This window comes from Mycobacterium shunyiense (assembly GCF_058270035.1).
Window position 1 is genome coordinate 33,282 of record NZ_JBZDPT010000015.1, and the last position, 21,379, is coordinate 54,660.

The window sequence follows — 21,379 nt, forward strand, 5'->3', positions numbered from 1 at the left end:
GCACGCAGCACGGCTAGGGTGGTCCACCATGGCCAACTTGGATCGCCGAAAAATGATGATGTTGTCAGGTCTGGGCGTGATGGCAGCGGCAATACCCGCCCCGCAAGCCCAGGCCCTCCCGACCAAGCCCCTGACACCGCCTGTTCCCGCGCCGTCGGCACCACAGGCCACGGTGAACTACGTGTTCGCGGACGAGTTCGACGGGGCTGCCGGCTCGTCGCCGAATACGTCGAAGTGGACCATCGCGAAGGCCCGGGAGACCATCAAGGACCCCACCTACTGGGAGGTGCCCGGCCGTATCGGGCAGTACCGCGATGACCGCAAGAACGCCTTCCTCGACGGCAAAGGGAATCTCGTCATCCGCGCCACGAAGGAAGGCGACACCTACTACGGCGCCAAGCTGGCGAGCGTGTGGGAGGGCGGCGCCGGGCATACGTGGGAAGCCCGGATCAAGTTCAACTGCCTGACCGCGGGCGCCTGGCCGGCCTTCTGGCTGGGCACCCTGGGCGAGGGTGAACTCGACATCGTCGAGTGGTACGGCAACGGCAAGTGGCCCTCCGCCACCACCGTCCATGCCAAGTCGAACGGCGGCGAGTGGGAGACCCACAACATCGCTGTCGACACCGGCTGGCACACGTGGCGTACCCAGTGGGACGCGAACGGCGCCCGGTTCTGGCAGGACTACACCGAAGGCGCGAAGCCCTACTTCGAGGTCTCGGCGAGCCAGCTGCCGGACTGGCCGTTCAGCCAGCCCGGTTACACGATGTTCGTCGTCTTGAACCTTGCGGTGGCAGGTTCGGGCGGAGAAGACCCCAGCGGCGGCACCTACCCGGCCGACATGCTCGTGGACTACGTCCGCGTCTGGTAGCCGCGGTAGCGCAACCGCTACTTGGGCGTGATGGTCTCCGCGAACGTGCCGTCACCCTTGTTCAGCCAGCTGATGGTGCCGTGCTGAAATTCGGTGACCCAACCGCCGTTGGCGACATCCGGTCCACCGCCGGTCTCGTCCTCGTCGCCGGTAGGAAAGCCAAGCTTGCCCGCCGGACCACCGTTTGCGGTGTAGACCCGCAGAATCTCGCCCTGCACCACGTGCGCGCCGGTCGACGGTGACGAGAAGATGGTGCCGTTGGCGAATGCCTGCACGGTGCCATCGCCCACCTTCTCCGGCTGCGCTGTCGGTAGCCCCAGCTTGGCTTCGCCGCCGGCATCGGAGTATTCCTCGGCGATGGGAGCGTCGAGTACCACCTCGCCGACACCGGGCGCATTCACGGTGCTGGGTGCGCCTTCGACAGCCGACGAGACCGCGCTCGAAGCGGAGCTGGCACCCTCCTTAGCCTTGCTCGTGCCGGCATCGACGGCCGACGACGCGGCACTCGTCGCGCTGGACAAGGCGTCCTTGGTCTGGTCTTTTGATTCCTCTGAGCATGCGATGGCAGCCGCCCCCGTGATGGCGAAAGCTGCAGCCAGCGCACCTGTGCGTTTGATCAGCTTTTGATCCATTTTTTGAACGTAACACCGCTGTGGGCGCCTCATCAGCAAACGCCGGGATCCTTGGACATCGCAGGCCGCGGCTATCGTGGGATAACGGCGAACGGAGGGCAGATGAGCTCGGGGACCCAACTCGACCGCACCGGTGCTGCGACAAGCGTGGCCGAACACGCTGACCGCTTCACCATCGACGTCGACGGCAGGACGGTCGGGCTCGCCGATTTCCACGACCGTGACGGGCAGCGAATCTTTCCTCATACCGAGGTCGACCCACAGTTCCGTGGCCGCGGGCTGGCGACGATCCTCATCGCCGAAGCCTTACGTTCGACGCGCGCCGCGGGGCTGCGCATCGTGCCCACGTGCTGGATGGTGGCCGAGTACATCGACAAGCATCCGGAGTATGCCGACATCACCGACCGGTGAGAATGCTGTTCAGCGCTGCGCGGACCGTGAGTCGGTACCGACCAGAGTCATGATGGCTTCGGTCAACCGGTCCAGGTAGTCGTCGTCGGCGTCGACCTGCATGACCGACTGGCGCCAGTACAACGCTCCCCCGATCATGTCGAGCGCAACATCGATGTCGGCGTCGTCGGCGATCTCGCCGCGCGAGCGGGCCCTCTCGAACAGCTGAGCGGCCTTGAAACGCCGGGGTTCTCGGATCTGGCCGGCGATCGTGGCTGAATAGTCGGGATCGCGGGCGGCCTCGGCGAGCAAATCCGGGATGATGGTGCGGGCCAGCCGATGGGTGAGCGCCTCGCGTCCGTTCCGCAGGTACGCCCGGATGTCGCCTCGAAGGGTGCCGGTGTCGGGGACATCGATCGCGGCAACGGCCACCTTGGTCACCAGGTCGACGGCCAGGTCCTGCTTCGATTTCCAGCGGCGGTAGATGGCGGCCTTGCCGACTCCGGCCCGTTTGGCGACGGCGTCGACGGACAGCCGACCGTAGCCGACGGCGGCCAGTTCCTCGAAGAACGCGGACTCGATCGCAGCGGTCACGTCGTCGAGAAGGACGGGACCGCCGGAGGTCCGGCGCGCTGCTGTGGCCACGGGCAGATTCTACGAGACGGAACGGTTGCGTTCCGTTTAATCGCGATCTAGCCTAATCGAGACGATGCAGTTCCGTTTCGTTAAGGAGAAGCCATGAAGTTCCTGTTCGACGACGAATCGTTCTCGTTCGAAACGCTTCGCGCAGCCGGGTACGCCAATGCCGGCGGCGCCGATCTGGGCGAGATCCTGGTGACCGCCCGAGCCATCCCCGAAGGTGATGAGGCCGCCTGGCATCGCGAATGGAAGGCGACCGCGCAGCGGGTCGAGGCCCTCGGCCGCCAATCGCTGGCCGCGGGTCATACAGTCAGCGCGCGTGAGGCGTTGCTGCGGGCGTCGAACTATTACCGCACCGCGGAGTTCTACCTCCGCGAACGCCCTGCCCATGATCCCGAGGCCAAGGAACTGTTCAACCGCTCGCGCGAGACGTTCCTGGAGTCAATGTCATTGTTCGGCTTCGGTTTCGAACGCATCGCCATCCCGTACCGGGACACCACGCTGCCCGGCTACCTGTACCTGGTCGACAACTCCGGAGTCCCCCGCCCCACCGTCATCTTCAACGGTGGGTACGACTCCACTCTCGAAGAGTCCTACGTCGCGCTTGCGGCCGGAGCCCTGGTGCGCGGGTACAACGTGCTGGCGTTCGACGGACCCGGTCAGGGCGCCACGTTGCGTGAGCAGGGCCTGACGTTCCGGTCCGACTGGGAGGCCGTGCTGACCCCGGTGGTCGACTTCGCCCTCACACGGCCTGAGATCGCACCCAACGCGATCGCGGTGTTCGGCTACAGCCTCGGCGGCTATCTGGTGGCCCGCGCAGCGGCCTTCGAGAACAGGCTCGCCGCCGTCATCCTCAACGACGGTGTCTACGACTTCCACTCGGCCTTGACCAAAATGATGCCGCCGTTCCTGTCCAAGTGGGTCGACGAGGGTAATGACGAGGCCGCCGAGGCGGTGCTCGGACTGCTGATGGCCGTCAACACCCAGACCCGCTGGGCGGTGCGAAACGGGCTGTGGGCGTTGGGAATCGAATCACCCGCCGAGCTGGCCCGGGCTTTCAAGGCCTACACGATCGCCGACGTGGCTGACCGCATCACCTCCCCGGTGCTGGTGCTCGATGCCGAGAACGACCAGTTCTTCAAGGGCGAGCCGGCACGGGCGGCCGAGGCGATGGTCAACGCGAAGACCACCCTGGTGACGCTCTACGAGGCCGACGGCGCCGGCGAGCACTGCCATATGGGTGCCGCATCGCGCGCGAACCAGGTCATGTTCGACTGGCTCGACGAACAGTTGGGCGCTCAGGCTTGAGGGGTCACCAAGTATTTCTCGCCGGTGGCCTTCTGCAGGTAGCTGTTGAACGCCTCGGGTTTGAGCATGCCGGCCAGTGAGACCTCTTGGGTGTATGCGCTCGCGAACGTCGTGGTGAGTTCCGCGGCGACACGGGCGCGCAGCCGGGCGATGGTCTCCGGGCCGGCACCGGCGAGGAACGGGGTGAGCAGCCAACCCCCGACGCCCCAGGCCATCCCGAAGTTTCGGGTCAGCACGGTGGGGCCGGTGTCGAGGCTGCCGTAGATGTACACCTGCTTGTGGACGCTCGACCCGTAGCGGGAGTACTGCGCGGCAGTCGCGTTGGCGGCCCGCTCCATGCCGTTGAGAATCTGGCTCGCCAACGTGCCACCGCCGGTGGCGTCGAACGCCAGCGTCGCCGATGTCGCCCTGAGCGCCTCGACGAGATCCGTCTCGAACGACGGCGACGACGAATTGCAGACATGGACCGCGCCGAGGCCGCGCAGGATCTCCTCCTGCTCGGCCTTGCGGACGATGTTGACCAGCGGCACACCGTCGGCCAGGCACGCCTTGACGAGCATCTGGCCGAGGTTCGACGCCGCGGCCGTGTGAACCAGAGCCGAATGTCCTTCGCGGCGCATGGTTTCCAGCATGCCCAGCGCCGTCAGCGGGTTGACGAACGACGACGCACCGTCTTTGGCGCTGGCCCCCTCGGGCAGCACGAGACACGCCTCGGCCTTGACCACCCGGTACTGCGCGTACATCGCGCCACCAGCGATCCCGACTGTCTTACCGAGTAGCGCTTGTGCCTGCGCCGACTCCCCCGCCGCCACCACCGTGCCCGCGCCTTCGTTGCCCACCGGAAGCGAGATGCCGACGCGTGCCGCCATCCCGGCCAGTGCCCCGTCGCGCAGTGGCGCGGTGACGACGGGCCGGTCCGGCGTGCCCGCGACCGTGGCCGCCGACATGTCGGCGGCGCTGGGAATCAGCAGACCCAGATCCGACGGGTTGATCGGTGAGGCTTCGACCCGGACCACCACTTCGTCCTGCGCCGGAGTGGGCACCGCAACCTCGTGCAGCGACAACTCGAGCGTGCCGTTATCGGTCACCAGCGACCGGAGTTCCAGGGCAGTCTTGGGCAGGGCTTCGGTCATGCTTGAACACTACGTCCGTCGCGAGGCTCTACACCCGTGCTTCAGTTCAGAACGTTGATGCGGAATTCACCTCAGCGGTAGCCGGCAAGACCGTCAACAAGTTCTTCCTCGTCGCCGTCGCGGATTGCGTAGAGGGCTTGTTGCAGAGCGAATGTCTCGCGGATGGGGGCAATTCGATCGGCGAGCGCATGGCTTGACCAACTGCGTAGGGCGAGTACTCGCTCAAGAAACTCGCGACTGTAGCCGGCGCTGATCGCTGCGAAGTCCTCGGCCTGGTCACCGAGGGTTACCTCGTCCCAGTCGATGACTCCAGAAAGGTGTGGCACGCCATCCCGCCACTCCCACAACACATTCTCAGCACCGAGGTCACCGTGTACGACTGCTTGGGTGAGATGGGGAAGGTCGTCGAGTGCTGCGAGTTCTCGCTCAGCCCGTAGGCGCCCGTCGCGGGACATGAGCTGGAACAGCTCCGCGCGTACGCTCTCGGCGAATTCGCGCCATCGGCCTTCCGGGGCCTCAGGGAGCTCTGCTCGGACTGTCTCGTTGGTGCCTGCTCGGGCCAGAGCCGACAGCAACGTGGCGTACTCCCCCGCCACGGCTTCGACCACCCGGTCATCTTCGAGCGCGTCGTTTTCAAGCGGTTCCCCGGGAATTCTGCTGAGCAGTAGGAATGGCGTCTCATCCGCACCGCTCTGGAGGAGCGGTTCAGGTGTGCGGAAACCGAGCCCGAGGGCGGCGAGTGTGCGTAGTGAGGTCGCCCGCCCGGGCAGCCGGTCAGCTGCAGCGCGGGTGCGAGGAAGACAAACGACACAATCCGCTCCGATGACGACGATGTGGAATTGCCCTTGGCGTACCGAAAGGTCGTCGGGATGGTCGTCGGGCAACAGACGACGCAGCAGAGTTCGGTGTGCCGCAACGACGCTCATGAACCCCCATGGTTCCACCCGGCGAACGCTACGAACGACTACGCAAGGTCGGCTACACCGAACATTTGTCCCCGGTGAACAGATCACAAGTCGTCTGTAGGCCGTTGAGTACACCGGCGGGGATCGCGGAGATGAAGTCAGTGGCGCTGATGGCACGCAATGACGTGAGATCAGTGGCCTTCTGCGTGCCGATCAGCACCGCCACGGCGTCGCCCTTGTCGGTGGAGATGGTGAACGAGTCATCGCCGTCGCCGTACTGCCCGGCGCAGTCGGTGTGGCACGTCCCAGTGGTGGGGTCGATCTTCTCGTCGAACATGTCGTTGATCCACCCGGCGGACAGCTCACGCACGGCCAGCGGGTTCTGCGGCTGCGGGAACCCGGCGATGAGGTAAGCGGTGGCCTGAATCAACGGGTTGCCGCCCTGCATCGGGTCCATATGTACGCCGCCTTCGAGCACCACGCCGGTGAACTGCCCGGGTCGGGCTTCCGTGAGCTGGTCGTTGACGTCGCTGAATACGTTCAGGAAGTTCAGCGGCGCACCGATCTCATAGATCGGGATGTAGTCGTTCGGGTCGTCGTCACTCGGGTCAGCGGTCCCGTTCGTCTCCAGTTGGTCGAGCCGCTCCATGGCGTCGGGAATGATCGAGCCCATCGGCACCGCGTCGTAGATCACCACGCCGGCAAGGTCGTTGGGCGCATCCAGCCCCTGATCGCGCCGGCGGGTCAAACCTTCGGCGTAGTACCCGGCGACCCCAGGGGCGAACCCGCCGCCCAACGAGTGTCCGACGAGGACGAACTGCGTCGGCACATCGAGATTCTCCGGCCGGCCGGCCTTCAGCTCCGCCGTGTCCATGCTGGCGTTGAGGGCGGTGCGGTCAGGATCGAGGAACAGCTGGGCGACCGCCTCGTGCAGATTGTCTCCACCGAGCCACATGCCGTCGGCCTCGAAGGGGTTCGACGTGAACGTGGTGGTGACGACGATGCTGTTGGTCGACTGGGCCAGATAGGAGGCGGTGTAGCTGTAGAGCGGCCCGTTGGCCAGGAAGCCGTGCTGCAGGTAGATCAACCGGGTTGGTGGCTCACCGTTGGCGGATGTGGGGAAATACCAGTTGGATTCGACTTCATGGCCTTCGGAGATCACCAGGGTGGAGGTGCTGACCTCGACCGAGTCACGCAGGCCCGGCGGGACCACCGGGTCGCCACCGACGATTCGTTCCAACGCGGCGACGGTATCGAACACGACACCGGTGATCACCGACAGCGGCTTGGGATAGTTCTGCGGTTCGGGATTGAGCGTCAGGGCGCCGAGGCTGCGAATCACATCGTGGATCGCCTCGATGGGATCACCGTGGGCCGGGGTGGCCGCGGCGAGGTCGACTACGCCTTCGGTTTTGGACTGTTCCGGGATGGCCGACTTCAAGACGTCCCGCAGCGTCCTCGTGACCTGGATATCGCGTTGTTGGGTTGCCGGTGCGGCACCCTCCACCGACGGATGGAGGCGCTCACGTTGCGCGGCAATGGCGGACCTGATGCTTATCGGCGGCCGGACCCGCACCTCGACGTCGCTCGAAGGCGCTTCAGCGTCGGGGCCGCCCACGACGCTCACCGGGTTCCGCTCGCCGCGGGTCGCCTGCCGAATCTCGTTGCGCACCTTGGCCTGGACTGAATCGGCGAGCTGGCGGATGGGCCGTTGAGTTTCAACCCTGCGCTGTTTGGTCGTGCGCTGGGTGTCTGTGGCCGCCGTCGATAGCGCCGCTGTCGGCCGCGGCTTCACCGCGCGTGGTTTCGGTTTCTGCGTTTTCTGGTTGGACGCGTTGTGTGTGGCCGCCGGCTTCGCATCGCGCTTTGACCCGCCGTCATCGTCGGCGTGTGCTGTCCCTGCGCCGGCGAGTACGGCCGCCGATAGTCCGGCTGTGAAAACTCCAGCACCCACCCACGCTGCGACACGCGTCATTAGTCCCCCCGTTACATCGAACTCGACCTTTGTCACGCTAGCGGGGGTCGGCGCTCCGTCGGACGGGATTCGGCGAGATCGCCTCGAGAGCCCTAGCCGAGTTCGAGCGAATCACGCGACATCCGGAAAAAGTGTCCGGTGCCGGTGTCGGTGCAGGTGACACCCGCGGGTTGCGACTCGCACTTCATCGGTCCGGCCGAGCGCGTCTGACCGTAGGCCAGCGTGGGCATTCCGTTGTCGAAGATGGTGTCGCCGTGGCAGTGCACCTCGGGAGTGCTGCCCGGTTTCAGGCTGACGCGGTCGCCCCAGTCCAGATGGCAGTCCGCGGGCTTGGCCGGCGGGGTGTAGGTGTGGTCCCGGATCTCGCAGACGACGCCGTTGCTGCCGTCGAAGCCGTTCGGGACCAGGCACCAGATGTTGCCCGACGGGGTGACGAACTTGGGTGGTGGCGGGCAGGCGTTCGCGGTGGTGGGAAGGGCGATGAGGGCGGCCGCCGCGGTGACGAACGGGATGAGGTGACGCGGTTGTGTGCTCATGGCGTCGAGCATGCGGGGACCGTCTTGCAGAATTCTCAATGGAATCTTGTGCTGAGTTCGTCGGCGGTGGCGGCCGATTCGGCGACGAGTTCCACTCCCCAGGCGAGCGCCGCACCTCGCCGCATGGCTTCGGCGTCACCGCTGGTCAGATAGGTCCTTGCGGCTACTGGGCCCGTCTGTGCGGGGGGATGGCGCGCGGCGATCGCGGCGGCCAGCCGCTCGACCGGGTCGATCAGCGTGGCGTCGGGCAAGGCGTCGGCGAACCAGTCGCTCGCGGCCGGGTAGTGGGTGCACGCCAAGACCACGGCCTGGGCTCGCTGCAGCGGGGCCACGATCCGGCGCAGGTCGGCGACGAATCCCGGTGAGCCGCTGCGGCCCGCCTCGATGTGGGCCGACAACGGTTGCGCCACCCGGGACAGCACCTCGCGACCGGGCCGGGCCAGCCCGCGCCGGTAACAGCCGCTGGCGATGGTGCGGCGCCCGCCGACGACGCCGACGGGTCCCCGGACATGATCGGGCACCGACGCCAGGCCATGACGGATGATGCCCTCCACCGGAACCGGCGCCCGACTCAGGCGCGGGGCGACCGTGCTCGCCGCATTGCAGGCCAGCACCACTTCGGCGGCCCCGCGGCGGGCGAGTTCGGAGACCACGGCGTGGAGCCGGGCCGTCAGGTCCGCGCTGCACATCCGGCCGTAGGGCGTGGCACCGGCGTCCGACCAGTACAACACCGGTAATGCGGGCACATGCCGGTCCAGTTCGCGCACCAGCCCGATACCTCCGATGCCCCAGTCGACGATGCCGAGGCACGCCGGCGGCGTCATGGGTAGGTCAGCGGGGCCGTGAGCCCCTTGTCGAGGGGTCCGGAGTCGAAGGCCAACACCCGTTGTGACGGCGTCGCGGTCAGCAGCCGCAACTGTGTGCCGGGGAACCGGCTGGCGAAGTACCAGCGGTACTCGTGTTCGGCGCGGATCGGATTGTGCCGCAGCATCTCCCGCCATGCCGGATGGCCGGTCAAGGCAGTCAGATCGGCGGCGAACTGCGGTCGGGCCCGACGGGTGCGCATGTGCTCGAGCGCCGACCGGGCCAGCACCGGCAGTTCGCGAACCCGTATCGGGTGCTCCACCATGTCGACCACCCAGAGCTGTCCGCCGGGCGCCAGTACCCGGCGGATCTCGGCCATCACCGGATCCCAATCCAGGTACCGGAACGACAGAAAGCAGATCACCACGTCGACGTGATCGTCGGGGAGGTCGAGCTGCGGACCATCGACAGCGGTGAACCGCAGCCGGGAGCGATGCCGGCCACGGTTGCGCGCCTGGGCAAGCATGCCCGAGGAGATGTCCACGCCGATGCCGAAGTCGAGTACGTCCTCGTCGTCCAATGCACGCAACAACGCACCAGTGCCGCAGCCGATTTCAAGTACCCGTAGCCCCCGCCCGAGTTCAGCCCGGGCGTGTGCGGCGCGTTCGGACACCCACCGCCACTCGGTGCCGCGCACCCTGATGTCAGCGTAGGCACGGTCATAGAGTTCGGCCACCGGATCGTACGAGCCGACGGAACCGGCGTGGTCGGGCATGCTGAGCACCGGTGGCTGTGCTGCGGCTCCGAGATACTTGCGGGCGGCGCCCAGTGGCCCGTGCGACTTCCGTCCCGGCGCGTCGATCAGGTAGAGGTCGGGGCGGGTTACGGGACGGCGTCCCGCCCAGGAGAACCGGTCCTTGCGCGTCGACACCGTGGTGTAGTTGCGGTTTCCGAACGCGGGTACGCCGAACACGTTGGCGAAGAACGGCGCGAACCAGCGTGCGGTGCGGCAGGCATGAAAGTAGGCGCGGCCCGTTTCGGTGAACGGGATTGTCATCGAACGCCATTCGTGCGGTGAGAACTGCTCGGGCCAGTCGGTCGATCCGAACATCGGGCCGTACATTCCGGAATGGCTGATGAGGTGCAACTGGTCGATGACGCGGCCTGCCTCGGTCAGTCGGGTGACCTGCGCGGTGAAGTCGGCCTTGTGATGCAGGCCCGACATGATGATCTCGGCATCGGGATGGGCGGCGGCCAGCTCACGCGCCATGGTCGCCGCGGCCACCGCGAACTCTGCCGATCCGCCCCGGTAGTGCGTGGTGTGTGCCACCCAGATCACCGGTGCAGCCAGTGTTTCGGGGGATATCTGGGCGAACGGGACGCGTGGGTGCGGCTCTCGCGGAATCCAGGCTCCATAGTTGCCGACCAACTCCAACATCTCGGAGCGATCCAGATCGAACACCCGCATGCTGGTCGCGGGCGGACTGTAGAAATGCAGGGTCAATCCCCCATCCAAGCCGGCCATATCGTGGATCACCTCGCTGGTGATGCTCGTGACCTCGCCGGTGTGGTGCTCGGTGCTGCTGATGACGGACAACCGTGGACCGTCCCAGTCGAAGCGCCGCTCCTCGAACCGGCCTTGCAGGACGATGACGAAACCGCCTGCCCCGCCGTGGTCGTGGGGTGCGCAGCGCTGCCCGGGTCGCCACCGGGCCAGCATGATCTCGACCTCGTCATCGACGCGCAAGATCGTCCGGGAGTAGGGCTCACCGTCGTTCGGGTGGGCCGCCATGGCGGCCAGCGCCGTGCGCACACCGGTGACCCGGGCCAACAGGTCCGACTCCGGGACCTCTCCCTTGGCCGCGACGCCGGCCAAGTCGTCGAGCAGCGAATCCAGTCCGGCAGTGTCGTCGTACCGAGCGGGGAGGTGCGAAATCGTGGTCATGCCGGAACGATGACGCCGACACCTTGCAGGATTCTCAACGGATCCTTGCGGTAGCGCCGCCCGGCGTCACAATGGGATGCGGACCGCGCCGAACACCGGGAAGGCAGGCGATGAGCGACACTGTGCTCGGGTTCGGCCTGCTGGGGCCGCTGCAGGTCACCGTGGACGACGCGAATGTTGCGCTGGGCACGCCCAAACAGCGTGCGGTGTTGGCATTCCTGCTCATCAATCGCAATCGGGCGATCAGCACCGAATCGCTGATCGACGCCGTCTGGGACGGCGAACCGGTGCCCGCGGCCCGCGCCACCATCCACACGCACGTCTCCAACTTGCGCCGGCTGCTCGGCGGCTCCGACCGGGATACGCATGCCACGCTCGTCAAAGCGGCTCCCGGTTATCGGCTCAACGTAGCTGTCGGCAGGTGCGATCTGGACCGGTTCATCGCCGAGAAGTCCGCGGGGATAACCGCCGCTGCGGCAGGGCGGTTCGAGTCAGCCGGCACGCACCTGGCCGCAGCGCTGGCGCAATGGCGTGGCGACGTCCTCGAGGATCTCCGCGGATTCCGGTTCGCCGACACCTTCGCCGCGGCCCTGACCGAGGACCACGTGGTGGTGCACACCAGCCGTGCCGAGGCCGAGATCGCCTGCGGACGCGCCGCAACCGTCATCGCCGATCTCGAAGACCTCGTCGCCAGGCATCCGTACCGCGAACCCGTATGGGCTCAACTGATCACCGCCTACTACCAAGCGGAGCGGCAGTCCGATGCGCTGGAAGCCTATCGGCGCGTCAAATCAGTGCTGGCCGACGAACTCGGCATCGACCCCGGGCCCACGCTCAGCGCTCTGCATGCGCGGATCCTGCGTCAGGAGCGCCTCGACATCCGGCAGGTCGCCATGGCCACCGCTGCGCGCACCGTCAGCGCCGGACGCACCGCCGTCGGCCGTGGTTCGTCGGCCGCCGCGCTGCACGATGCCGACGGACGCCGATACCCGTTGAAGCCGAACGTCACCCGCATCGGTCGGCTACCCGACAACGACATCGTGCTCGACGATGCCGAGATCAGCCGCCACCATGCCGTGATCATCGACACCGGAAGCAGTTTCTTCATCACCGACCTGCAGTCGGCCAATGGTGTGCAGGTGCGGCAGGAACGCATCCATCCCAGCGCCACCGTCGGCGATGGCGACCACATCCGCATCGGCGGCCGCGAGTTCACCTTCGAACTTCAAAGCGCTGCACCGTGACATCGATGCGCAGCGGTCGGTTATGGGCTCTCATCGCCGTCTTCGCGACGCTTGCCCTTGTCGCAGGGGTCATCGTCGGCACACACCTCACCCGGCGCCCGAACACGGGCCGCTCTGCCCCCACCGCGTCACTGGCCGCGGAGTTCACCCAGTTGGAGACCGGACTGCACGCCACGGCGGGGATCGCGCTGAGTGGCGTCGGTCCCGGGCAGGTACCAATGTCGTTGGGCGACTGGCAGAGCGGCCCCGCCTGGTCGACGATCAAGGTGCCGCTGATCATCGCCGCGCTGCGCGCCCAGGTGCCGCCACAGATCACCGAAGCGATGACCGCGGCCATCACCCAATCCGACAATGCCGCCGCCGAGACGATCTGGGAGAGCCTGGGCACCCCGGCCGAAGCTACCGACAAAGTCGAGGCGGTGCTGCGGCAGGCCGGTGACCCGACGATCGTCCAATCGCAACGCATTCGGCCCGAGTTCAGCGCGTCGGGACAGACCGACTGGCCGCTGGCCGACCAGGCACGGTTTACCTCGGTGGCCGTGTGCGACAAGGCGAATGCTCCGGTGTTCGACCTGATGGGCCGGGTCGAGCCCGATCAGCGGTGGGGTCTCGGCACGATCGGGGGCAGCCGGTTCAAGGGCGGCTGGGGCCCGTCACCCACGGGCGGTTACCTGGTGCGTCAGATCGGGGTGCTGACCACCCCGACCGGAACAGTGGCGGTGGCGCTGGCCGCGTTACCGCACTCGGGGAAATTCGAGGACGGCACCGCCGCACTCACCACGATGGCCAACTGGCTGCGACAACGGCTGGCCGCATTGCCCGCCGGTGACTGCCCGGCTCACCAGAGGTAGACGCGGGCGTTCTTGCCGCCCGTGCAGGTGATCCAGTTCTCGCCCGAGGACTGCTGGCAGTGCATAAGGAAATTGGAGCCGTCGCACAGTGCACCGGGCACCCTGCCGCAGTCCACGGCACCGGGGGCCGACACCGCGCGCGGCAGCGGGCTCGCGTTGCCGTATTCGGCCCAGTACGACGTCAGCACACTGTTGGTGAAAAGGCATGAGGTTTCCGGTGTTCCGCGTCCCGCGCGGCTACCGAACCCGCTAGCGGTGGTGGCTGCGAAACCGTCGTCGCAGGTCTGGTGCAAGCTGCTCTGATCGGGACCGGTAACCAGCGGCGGCAGCGGACCTCCGTCCTGCCCCGGATCCTTGCCATACGCGGAAGGCGGTGTGTCCGAGGGCTGGCCGACGTCGGTGGCAAGCATGCCGATCACAACGCCGAGGCCGCCGAGGATCAGCGCGGCCGCCACGGCGATGACGGTCGGCAGCACCCAGCCACGCCGGCGGGGCTCGGAATGGGCGGGCTCCTCATGTTGGACCGGCGGTGGACTGAACGTGGGGGCGGCGAGCGTCGGCGCCTGGTGCGGCAGGGTCGTCGGCGCCGAGCCGGCCTGCAGCGCACGTTGGGCTGCCCGGCCCAATGCACCCGCGGACCCGTACCGGTCGTCGGGGTCCTTGGCCATGCCCCGAGCCACCACATCGTCGAGAGTGGAGGGCACCGCGGGATTCGTGACGCTGGGGCGCGGAGGCGGTGCGGAAATGTGTGCTGCGAGCAGATTTTCGAGGTTGTCGCCGGGGAACGGAGGATAACCGGTCAACGACTCGTACAGCACGCACGCCAGCGAGTACGAGTCGACCGCCGGCGTCACCGTCTGCCCCGTGAACCGTTCGGGCGCCATGTAATTCATCGTGCCGATGCGCGATCCCTCGGTGGTCAGCCGGCTGTCGCCCTCGCTCTCGGCGATACCGAAGTCGACTAGGTAGGCGAAATCGGCCGGCGTGACGATGATGTTCTGCGGCTTGATGTCGCGGTGGATCAACCCCGCCGCGTGCGCAGCGTCCAGGGCAGCCGCGATCTGGTTGATGATAGCCACCGCGCGCGCCGGTTCCAGCGGACCGTCGGAGATCAGATCCGACAGCGTCGCACCCTGCACCAACCGCATGTCGATGTAGAGGCTGCCGTCGATCTCGCCCCAGTCATGAATGGGGATGACGTGCGGTTCCTGCAAGACGGCCGCCGCATGCGATTCCCGCTGGAACCGGGTACGGAAGATGGCGTCGTTGGAGTACTGATCGGCAAGGATCTTCAAGGCCACGGTCCGGTTCTTGTCCGCATCGAAGGCCTCGTACACCTCCCCCATCCCGCCCTTGCCCAACAGGCGTGTGATCGAGTACTTGCCGAACGTCGTACCGACGCGCGAATCCACTTCCAATCTCCCCTGATCGTTCGCTATAGACGCAGTATCGCCTGTGAGGCCACGCGATGCAGATGATTACCGACCATGTCTGGTCAGGGGCTTCCGATCGCGGGCACGGTGTCAGGTCGGCCTTTCGGCTGTTGGTACCCGGGGCAGGCTATCTCGATCTTGACCTGGCGCCACCCGTGCCCTTCCTCGGCAGGCATCCGTCCGCTGACCGTGTAGACGTCGTCGACCTTGATGGCCGTCATCTCCTGCGAGTCCTTGGTGAATCCACTGCTTTCGGGGATATGGAAGCCCGCTGCCGTGACGACCAGGCGGTGTGTCGTCGCCAGCATGAGCCGCACACTCTGTCGGTGATTCGTCGCCGACGGCGAGGCATAGATCAGCAGGTTGCCGTCGGGGAACCGGGTGCAGGTGACCTGCGCGGCCAGGGTGTGGGCATCACCGTCGATCACGATCTTCACGTCGGACAGACCGACCCCCGACGTACATCCCGTCAACAGTGCGATCGCAGCCGTCGGCGCCGCGATACCGGCCCGGGCACGCATTTGTGCAGTATGGACCGGCTGTAGCGCGGGAGCGACCGGAATGCGGGACCCGAGAATTGCGTAGCCGACTACGCTACGCATCTCTCGTTCCCTGCAGGACCCTTGACAGATGAGCGTGCAAGATAGCGACGCCCGGGACGTCAATCGGCTGGCACCGGACTACCTGGCGCACTGGGTCGTCAAAACTGCGCGCAGTCTTGACGACCCAGCCCGGCGCCAAAATGCGGCGTGCGCTGACCTGGAAGACGCTTTGAGGTGGAACACATGAAGATCGGAAACTCGATGATCAGGCTGACGGGTGTGGTCGGCGTACTGGTGGCCGGCGTGTTCGCGTCGGTGACAGGCTGCGCCGACCCGTCTCCCGCGGCCCCGGCCGCCGGCAGGTCGGTCACGCTGCAGGACTTGCTGTCCGCACCGGTGCCCGCGCTGTGCCAGCACGACCCGGGCAACCTGGTGAACGGGCAACTACCGCCGCAGGATTCGCATCCCGGTTCGGTGAGAATCGCCCAGAGAAACGATGAGCCGGACCGGAGCTACAAGGTCGCGTTCGGCAACCTCACCGGCGGCGCCAACACCGATGCCGCCATGGTGACCGACTGCAGCGCCGGTGGGGTGCCGTGGCCAGAGACCGTGCAGCTCTACACGGCCGGGCCGACGCTGTTGGGTGGGGTGAACCTGGGCGACCTCACGCACAGCCGCGAGGTTGTGACCGACCTGTCGATCAGTGATGGTGTGGCGCACGTGAACTGGCTGGCCAACGGACCCAACGATGGCGAGTGCTGTCCCACCATCAAGATGGCTGCCGATCTGCGGTGGGACGGCTCCGCCGTGAGCGCCCAGAACGTCCGCAGGCTCAACTGAGCCGGGCGTCAGCCCGCGAGTCTGAAGTTGTGTGCGAGATTCGGCCACAATCTCGCACACAAGCTCAGGTTGGGCGGTTCGGCTAGACCTTGCCGGCCGCGAAATCGGCTGCCTGCGCGACCTTCCCGGACTGCACATAGGACACGTGGGCACCCATGTCCCAGCCGCCTTCCCAGCAGATCGGATCGCCCTCGTTGCACTGGGCGATGGAGTTGGCCGTGTACTGCGGTGCCAGCACCGGCAGCGTCTGCCCAGCGGCCAGAAGTCCCGAGAAGCTGGTGAGCGGTGTACCGAACAGTGCGGTGGCCGCGACATGGTCGGCGACCTGAGGAGACGCCTCGTTGGTGGCCTTTTCGATGACCGCCGCGCCCTGTGAGTAGCCGCCGAGCACCATCTTCGTGTTCGGACAGCTGGCCGCGACGGACTCGATGAGGGACCGCGCCGCATCAGTACCCGCTGGGGTGCTGGTGTTGAAGTCGTTGGTCGCCGGGTAATCGACGGCGGCTGCGTCGACGGTGCGCGGCGCCACCCGCGCACGCAGGTCGTCGACGAACGGACCACCGACACTGCCCAGGCCCGGGGGCTCGTTGGTGCCGCGGGCGAACACCACCTCGACATCGGGACACGGTGCGGCTTGGGCCGACGCAGACGCAACCACGGGGACAGCTGCGGCGAATGCCGCGAACGCCAGAATCAATGCAGGCTTACTGGTCATACCCACCGATCGTAGGGCCGTTCCCCCGATCGGTGAACCACCATGTATGAGGGGTTCGGGGTGACCGATGTGAAGCGTGTCGTCATCACGACCCGCGCATGCCGCGACGGTCTAGCGTGAGATTCCGAGTGCCTCGAAGATCTCGGCGAGTTTGGCAGCAAACTGCTCTGCCAGCTGCCGGTCGATCGTCGCCGACGTGACTCGGATGCCATGCCGGGGCCGGTACGGGTCCACTGCGAAAAGCTGACTGGACTGCACCGCCCAGTTGGCTCGCGCCAGCCGTGTGACCACCTCGTCAACGCTCTCGGCGTTGGGAAGATCGATCCACATGTTGAGACCATCAGGCTTACCTGCCGCCGTAATACCTTCTGCTGCAAGTGCTTTTACCAGCATCGCGCTGCGTTTGGCGTACGCACGCCGAGCTCGTTCGACCCCGGCCAGCACCTCGGGATCAGCCAACAGATAGGCGGCAGCATCCTGCAACACATGGCTCACCCACGTCTTGCCTGCGCGCAGTCGTGCGCCGAGGATTTGTGCGGTCTGGGCGTCGGAGGCCACCACTGCCAGTCGCAGATCCGGGCCGAGCGGTTTGGCGAGCGAACGGATCAGCGCCCAGTGTTTTGTACTGTCCGGGGTGGCCCGGTGGTACCGCGACGAGGACACGATCGACAAGTAGTCGTCTTCTATCACAAGGACTTCCGGATAGTCGGCCAAGACCTCCCGTAATTCCGCGGCGCGAACCGCGGTGAGGCTTGCGCCTGTCGGGTTGTGCGCCCTAGGGGTCAGGATCACCGCCCGCGCTCGGCGCTCGGCGAGTGCGACGCGCAGACCCTCGGCCGTCATCCCATGCTCGTCGAGGAAGACCGGGGCCCGCCGATAACCGTTGAGGCGCACGGTTCCGATGCTGGACAGGAAGCACGGGTCTTCGATGGCCACGGCATCGCCGCGGGTCAAGCAACTGTTGAGCACGCGCTCCACCGCGTCGACCGCACCGTGGGTCACCGCGATTTCAGCCCCGGAGACGTCGCCCTCGAACATCGCGGACCCGACTTTCAGCAAACCAGCGCTGATGGGTGGTGCTCCGTAGAGCACCGGGCGGTAATCCATCCGGTTGAGCACCTGCCGTAGGTCTGGCAGCAAATCCGGATCTGGGTTGCCGCTGGCCAGGTCGACCAGGCTCGGCTCCAGCGGATACTCGGTATCGAGTTCTGGGATCTTGGCAATGGTGGTACCCAGACGCCCCTGACCTTCGGCCACTCCGGCCGCCACCAACTGCCGGTACGCGGCTGCCACGGTGTTGCGGTTGACGTCGAGGTCGGAGGCCAAGACGCGAATCGGTGGCAGCACGAAACCCGGTTCGAAGTCCCCTCGGAGCACCAAATCGCGGATACTCTCGGCGATCGCATTCGCAGTCGTGCCCCTAATAGCACTCACATGATGCACCCTATCTGGCAAGGCTCGCAGGCAGCGTCGCAGCGGGCCACCCGGTACGACCATTGACATACTTCGGGCCACGACAGGAATGCCCGCCTTCGGCAAAGCAATTGGCCCCCATAGCGCTCGGCGAACGCCTGCCCCACCGCCCGGCCTCCCTCCAGCAACCCTGCCCGAGCACCGTGACCGCGCTGCCATTCGGCCATCCCGGCCACGACGACCGAGGGTATGTCGCCCCGCGAAGCACTCCGACGCATCAGTCGCGGATCCGTTGACCCCGAACAAGCTGGGAATGACCTGGACGTTTCCTATGGACAACCTGTGTGATCACTCCCATATTTTGTCCTATGACAAAGACTGTTAGGTTCGCAAGGGTAACCACTTCGTGAACATCAGAAAGCACTCAGATGGCCTTCGAGCAAATAACGTTGATTCGAGTTTGTACAGCCGCGGTATCGGCAGCGGCCGCAGCGTCGCTTTTCACCGGGTTCCATGCACACGCACCCGCCACGGACAGCCTGCCCAACGGCGACTGCGAGGGCGCCATCTACTGCGTCACCGGCGGAACCAATCCGTGGGTCCCCAACGGCACCAACCCGTTTGCGCCTTGGGGCACAAACGCATCGCAGTTCCCGGGCGGTACGGACGGCGGCCAGCCGAACCTGCCGTTCTGAGACCGCTTCGCAGCCAACAGCTTTCACAGAACAGGAGAACGATTGATGTCAGCTCGTCACCCGGGCGCTCGACGCCCTATAAGTCGCCGCAGAACACAGTTGTTGGACTGGCTCGGAGATCAAACTCGGCTCGATCGTCCCAGCTACCGCCTTGAGAACGTACTAACCTTCGGGTTCAACGCATTCGGCGGTGCCCGCAACCAGGTTACTAACGCACTCAACGGCGTGTGGCTGGGCCATCCCGTCCATCCCCCACTGGCGTCACTGTCCAGCGGTGTACTGGGCGCCACCGTCGCCCTGGACGCATACCAGGTCACCATCGGACGACGGGCGAACGCGATCGACGCGTCACACATGGCTCAGCACACCTTGGCACTGGGAATCCTGGCCAACCTCGGGGCGGCGGTGACCGGTGCCACCGACTGGCAGCACACGCACGAACAGGATCGCCGAATCGGCCTGGTGCACGGCCTGCTCAACCTCACTGCCACGGCGATGTACGCGCTCTCGTGGACCGAACGTCGACGGAAGCATCACCTGCGCGCATCACTTATCAGCGCTGTCGGTTACGCGATCTCCATGAGCAGCGGAGTCCTTGGTGGCCACCTGGTGTTCGCGTCCGGAGTGGGCACCGACCAGTCCGGTCCTCAATTGGAGTCCGCGCAGTGGGTGCCGGCACTTGCCCAGGATTCCCTGCCGGACCAGGGTCTGCACCGGGTCGAGGTGGACAATGTGGGAGTCGTGCTGTTCCGCTCCGAAGACGGCATCCGCGCGGTCGGAGAATTCTGCCCGCACCTGGCCGCCCCCATGGCCGATGGCTGGGTGGACCGCGGAAAGATCGTATGCCCTTGGCACGGTTCGCAATTCGATCCGGAGTCCGGTGAAGTCGTGCGCGGGCCCGCCTCGGCTCCGCTGCCCTGTTACCAGGTCAGGACCCGGGACGGCGTGATCGAGGTACGTGCCACTTCCGAGCAGCCCGTCGACGACGAGTCCGTGGTCATCGAGGCCTGCTTGGCCGAGGCGTACCTCACCGACGACAACAGCGAGGCCACCCTGTGAACGCCTACGACGTGCTGATCGAGCACCACGAACTGCTGCACCACCTCGGCGAGGAAATGCTGGCGGCAACGCCGGGGACCGCAGAGCGCCAGGTCTGTATCGACCGGCTCCTCATCGAGTTCGACATCCACATGCGCATCGAGGACGACATCTACTACCCGGCTCTCGAGGCCGCCAGCACGCTCATCGCGATCGCACACGCTGAGCACCGGCAGATCTATGACCAGCTCGCCGTCGCTCTCCGAACCTCGTCAGATTCTCCTGATTACCAACAGGAGTGGGAGAGCTTTATGACGGTTCTACTGGCACACGCCATCGAAGAAGAGCGCGATCTCATCCCCCCGCCTCCCCCGATTCTCCTCACTGAGGACCAACTGGAGCGGCTAGGGCTCAAGATGATCGTGCGGATGCGGCAGTTACGCGATTCGACCTTCGAAAAGTTGCACGTGAAGGCCCGGGCTACGTTACTCAGAGCCTTCTGACGGTAGCGCGGAGAATGAGCAGCCTCAGCATATGGCAGAGCGCCGGCATTCCCGTCCACGGTGCCATGCACACAGACTCCCGCCGGCAACTCGTCAACCGCGCCGACATCGAGCAACTGGTCCGCGTCTTCTACACCCGGGCTCTCTCGGACAAAATACTGTTCAAATATTTTTTGGAGCTCCGGTTCGGTGAACTGGAGGACCACCTACCGAAAATTGCCGACTACTGGGACACCAAGCTGTTCCATACCGCGCGATACCAGGAAAACTCACTTCAGGTACACCTGCGGCTCAATGCACTACATGAGTTGCAGGACACTGACTTCCAACGCTGGATTGAGCTCTGGCAGGCAACTGTCGACGAGCTCTTTGTCGGAAGAACGGCCACTAAGGCCAAAATCATCGGCGCTCAGATGTGTTGCATTTTTTACGCACGCATAACCGGCACGCATTCACCTGAACTCGAAGGTGTGCTGCTCACGATCGCCGCCGAGGAGTTAACCGAATAATAGGAGAGAAAATGAATAAGCTATTAGGCTGTGCGACAGCGGTTGTGGGAGTGCTGGTCGCGGGCGGAATGGTGACGTCGCCCCCTAGCGCAACCGCAGCCACCAGGGCCGTCCCTGCCCCGAACAGCATCGATAACCTGAACTGGCTCAATCATGTCCAGCAGAGGGGGCACCCACCCGTGGCCGACCACAGTGTGCGTCAACGGGAGATCACCGTGCGCACCTACGATCAAGAACACCCGCGCGGCCAGCACTGACCAGTTGACCGCTTTTCCGGGCACGCACTCCGGAGCGGGCTACACCGTTGACACCGTTCACGTTGTTGAGGTCGACCGAATCAGAACGACACCCGGAGTCTGTCAACCCTCGGGCAGCTTTCCCGACGCGACGCGCTGCGTTACGCAACCACCGTGTCGGTGTCAGCTGCGCTGGGTTGGCAGTCGTAGACATCACAGCAGCGC

The 21,379-nt window shown here is 65.8% G+C and carries 21 protein-coding genes; 9 read left to right on the plus strand and 12 right to left on the minus strand.

Going from position 1 to position 21,379, the window contains the following annotated elements:
* Positions 1–28: 28 nt before the first annotated feature.
* Positions 29–868, plus strand: a complete 840-nt coding sequence (locus AC4ELS_RS10675; protein WP_064879518.1) for a glycoside hydrolase family 16 protein — start codon at positions 29–31, stop codon at positions 866–868.
* 17 nt (positions 869–885) lie between these two features.
* Here AC4ELS_RS10675 and AC4ELS_RS10680 read toward each other — a convergent pair whose 3' ends face one another.
* Positions 886–1,500: an LGFP repeat-containing protein gene (locus tag AC4ELS_RS10680; RefSeq protein WP_499047276.1), complete on the minus strand. Its 615-nt coding sequence runs from the start codon at positions 1,498–1,500 to the stop codon at positions 886–888.
* Between the two features lie 102 nt (positions 1,501–1,602).
* Between AC4ELS_RS10680 and AC4ELS_RS10685 the strand changes: the two genes are divergently transcribed.
* The gene (locus tag AC4ELS_RS10685) at positions 1,603–1,911 is read left to right on the plus strand and encodes a GNAT family N-acetyltransferase (RefSeq protein WP_499047278.1); all 309 of its coding nucleotides are present in this window, start codon (positions 1,603–1,605) and stop codon (positions 1,909–1,911) included.
* A 9-nt stretch (positions 1,912–1,920) separates the two neighbouring features.
* Here the strand turns inward: AC4ELS_RS10685 and AC4ELS_RS10690 are convergent, their stop codons facing one another.
* Complete coding sequence (locus AC4ELS_RS10690) at positions 1,921–2,535, minus strand: TetR/AcrR family transcriptional regulator (RefSeq protein WP_499047281.1); 615 nt, start codon at positions 2,533–2,535, stop codon at positions 1,921–1,923.
* 93 nt (positions 2,536–2,628) lie between these two features.
* On the opposite strand from AC4ELS_RS10690, the gene AC4ELS_RS10695 reads away from it, so the two are divergent.
* On the plus strand, positions 2,629–3,837 hold the full coding sequence (locus tag AC4ELS_RS10695; RefSeq protein WP_499047283.1) for an alpha/beta hydrolase family protein: 1,209 nt from the start codon (positions 2,629–2,631) through the stop codon (positions 3,835–3,837).
* Here the strand turns inward: AC4ELS_RS10695 and AC4ELS_RS10700 are convergent.
* The 6 genes from AC4ELS_RS10700 to AC4ELS_RS10725 form a co-directional block, all read right to left on the minus strand.
* Entirely contained in the window at positions 3,828–4,970 is a 1,143-nt protein-coding gene (locus AC4ELS_RS10700; RefSeq protein WP_499047285.1) for a zinc-binding dehydrogenase, read from the minus strand. The genes AC4ELS_RS10695 and AC4ELS_RS10700 overlap by 10 nt on opposite strands.
* A gap of 71 nt (positions 4,971–5,041) precedes the next feature.
* Positions 5,042–5,896: a viomycin phosphotransferase gene (gene vph, locus AC4ELS_RS10705; protein ID WP_499047288.1), complete on the minus strand. Its 855-nt coding sequence runs from the start codon at positions 5,894–5,896 to the stop codon at positions 5,042–5,044.
* Positions 5,897–5,948: 52 nt separating this feature from the next.
* On the minus strand, positions 5,949–7,502 hold the full coding sequence (locus tag AC4ELS_RS10710; protein ID WP_499047291.1) for a hypothetical protein: 1,554 nt from the start codon (positions 7,500–7,502) through the stop codon (positions 5,949–5,951).
* A gap of 440 nt (positions 7,503–7,942) precedes the next feature.
* The gene (locus tag AC4ELS_RS10715; RefSeq protein ID WP_499047293.1) at positions 7,943–8,386 is read right to left on the minus strand and encodes a DUF6636 domain-containing protein; all 444 of its coding nucleotides are present in this window, start codon (positions 8,384–8,386) and stop codon (positions 7,943–7,945) included.
* Positions 8,387–8,421: 35 nt separating this feature from the next.
* Positions 8,422–9,210 carry a glutamate racemase gene (locus AC4ELS_RS10720; protein WP_499047296.1) on the minus strand — a complete coding sequence of 263 codons (789 nt, stop codon included), beginning with the start codon at positions 9,208–9,210 and terminating at the stop codon, positions 8,422–8,424.
* Positions 9,207–11,135: a methyltransferase domain-containing protein gene (locus tag AC4ELS_RS10725; protein WP_499047298.1), complete on the minus strand. Its 1,929-nt coding sequence runs from the start codon at positions 11,133–11,135 to the stop codon at positions 9,207–9,209. Before AC4ELS_RS10725 ends, AC4ELS_RS10720 begins: the two co-directional genes overlap by 4 nt.
* A gap of 110 nt (positions 11,136–11,245) precedes the next feature.
* On the opposite strand from AC4ELS_RS10725, the gene AC4ELS_RS10730 reads away from it, so the two are divergent.
* Together AC4ELS_RS10730 and AC4ELS_RS10735 are read left to right on the plus strand one after the other, a co-directional pair.
* On the plus strand, positions 11,246–12,379 hold the full coding sequence (locus AC4ELS_RS10730) for an AfsR/SARP family transcriptional regulator (RefSeq protein WP_499047301.1): 1,134 nt from the start codon (positions 11,246–11,248) through the stop codon (positions 12,377–12,379).
* A 5-nt stretch (positions 12,380–12,384) separates the two neighbouring features.
* Complete coding sequence (locus AC4ELS_RS10735) at positions 12,385–13,230, plus strand: serine hydrolase (RefSeq protein ID WP_499047303.1); 846 nt, start codon at positions 12,385–12,387, stop codon at positions 13,228–13,230.
* Here AC4ELS_RS10735 and AC4ELS_RS10740 read toward each other — a convergent pair.
* Entirely contained in the window at positions 13,218–14,642 is a 1,425-nt protein-coding gene (locus AC4ELS_RS10740) for a serine/threonine-protein kinase (RefSeq protein ID WP_448442137.1), read from the minus strand. The two genes, AC4ELS_RS10735 and AC4ELS_RS10740, sit on opposite strands and share 13 nt — an antisense overlap.
* A gap of 83 nt (positions 14,643–14,725) precedes the next feature.
* A complete protein-coding gene (locus AC4ELS_RS10745) occupies positions 14,726–15,184 on the minus strand; it encodes a lipoprotein LpqH (RefSeq protein WP_448442135.1) in 459 nt (152 codons plus the stop codon).
* Between the two features lie 264 nt (positions 15,185–15,448).
* On the opposite strand from AC4ELS_RS10745, the gene AC4ELS_RS10750 reads away from it, so the two are divergent.
* Positions 15,449–16,045, plus strand: a complete 597-nt coding sequence (locus tag AC4ELS_RS10750; RefSeq protein ID WP_499047305.1) for a hypothetical protein — start codon at positions 15,449–15,451, stop codon at positions 16,043–16,045.
* An 82-nt stretch (positions 16,046–16,127) separates the two neighbouring features.
* Here the strand turns inward: AC4ELS_RS10750 and AC4ELS_RS10755 are convergent, their stop codons facing one another.
* Both AC4ELS_RS10755 and AC4ELS_RS10760 read right to left on the minus strand, forming a co-directional pair.
* Positions 16,128–16,760 carry a cutinase family protein gene (locus AC4ELS_RS10755; RefSeq protein ID WP_499047307.1) on the minus strand — a complete coding sequence of 211 codons (633 nt, stop codon included), beginning with the start codon at positions 16,758–16,760 and terminating at the stop codon, positions 16,128–16,130.
* Positions 16,761–16,871: 111 nt separating this feature from the next.
* Positions 16,872–18,194 carry an aminotransferase class I/II-fold pyridoxal phosphate-dependent enzyme gene (locus AC4ELS_RS10760; RefSeq protein WP_498889301.1) on the minus strand — a complete coding sequence of 441 codons (1,323 nt, stop codon included), beginning with the start codon at positions 18,192–18,194 and terminating at the stop codon, positions 16,872–16,874.
* A 752-nt stretch (positions 18,195–18,946) separates the two neighbouring features.
* Here AC4ELS_RS10760 and AC4ELS_RS10765 point away from each other — a divergent pair.
* The 3 genes from AC4ELS_RS10765 to AC4ELS_RS10775 are packed head-to-tail and all read left to right on the plus strand — an operon-like array spanning position 18,947 to position 20,918.
* Positions 18,947–19,927 (plus strand): Rieske (2Fe-2S) protein, encoded by a 981-nt coding sequence (locus AC4ELS_RS10765; RefSeq protein ID WP_498889546.1) that lies wholly within the window; start codon positions 18,947–18,949, stop codon positions 19,925–19,927.
* The gene (locus AC4ELS_RS10770) at positions 19,924–20,409 is read left to right on the plus strand and encodes a hemerythrin domain-containing protein (protein ID WP_498889297.1); all 486 of its coding nucleotides are present in this window, start codon (positions 19,924–19,926) and stop codon (positions 20,407–20,409) included. The genes AC4ELS_RS10765 and AC4ELS_RS10770 overlap by 4 nt, the downstream gene beginning before the upstream one ends.
* A 14-nt stretch (positions 20,410–20,423) precedes the next feature.
* Positions 20,424–20,918 (plus strand): group III truncated hemoglobin, encoded by a 495-nt coding sequence (locus AC4ELS_RS10775; protein ID WP_498889295.1) that lies wholly within the window; start codon positions 20,424–20,426, stop codon positions 20,916–20,918.
* Positions 20,919–21,379 lie beyond the last annotated feature (461 nt).

Coding starts and splice junctions, on each gene's coding strand:
- AC4ELS_RS10675 (WP_064879518.1), top strand. CDS start 29: ATGGCCAACTTGGATCGCCGAAAAATGATGATGTTGTCAGGTCTGGGC.
- AC4ELS_RS10700 (WP_499047285.1), bottom strand. CDS start 4,970: ATGACCGAAGCCCTGCCCAAGACTGCCCTGGAACTCCGGTCGCTGGTG.
- AC4ELS_RS10730 (WP_499047301.1), top strand. CDS start 11,246: ATGAGCGACACTGTGCTCGGGTTCGGCCTGCTGGGGCCGCTGCAGGTC.
- AC4ELS_RS10715 (WP_499047293.1), bottom strand. CDS start 8,386: ATGAGCACACAACCGCGTCACCTCATCCCGTTCGTCACCGCGGCGGCC.
- AC4ELS_RS10745 (WP_448442135.1), bottom strand. CDS start 15,184: ATGCGTGCCCGGGCCGGTATCGCGGCGCCGACGGCTGCGATCGCACTG.
- AC4ELS_RS10720 (WP_499047296.1), bottom strand. CDS start 9,210: ATGACGCCGCCGGCGTGCCTCGGCATCGTCGACTGGGGCATCGGAGGT.
- AC4ELS_RS10725 (WP_499047298.1), bottom strand. CDS start 11,135: ATGACCACGATTTCGCACCTCCCCGCTCGGTACGACGACACTGCCGGA.
- AC4ELS_RS10755 (WP_499047307.1), bottom strand. CDS start 16,760: ATGACCAGTAAGCCTGCATTGATTCTGGCGTTCGCGGCATTCGCCGCA.
- AC4ELS_RS10695 (WP_499047283.1), top strand. CDS start 2,629: ATGAAGTTCCTGTTCGACGACGAATCGTTCTCGTTCGAAACGCTTCGC.
- vph (WP_499047288.1), bottom strand. CDS start 5,896: ATGAGCGTCGTTGCGGCACACCGAACTCTGCTGCGTCGTCTGTTGCCC.
- AC4ELS_RS10685 (WP_499047278.1), top strand. CDS start 1,603: ATGAGCTCGGGGACCCAACTCGACCGCACCGGTGCTGCGACAAGCGTG.
- AC4ELS_RS10750 (WP_499047305.1), top strand. CDS start 15,449: ATGAAGATCGGAAACTCGATGATCAGGCTGACGGGTGTGGTCGGCGTA.
- AC4ELS_RS10735 (WP_499047303.1), top strand. CDS start 12,385: ATGCGCAGCGGTCGGTTATGGGCTCTCATCGCCGTCTTCGCGACGCTT.
- AC4ELS_RS10775 (WP_498889295.1), top strand. CDS start 20,424: ATGAGCAGCCTCAGCATATGGCAGAGCGCCGGCATTCCCGTCCACGGT.
- AC4ELS_RS10680 (WP_499047276.1), bottom strand. CDS start 1,500: ATGGATCAAAAGCTGATCAAACGCACAGGTGCGCTGGCTGCAGCTTTC.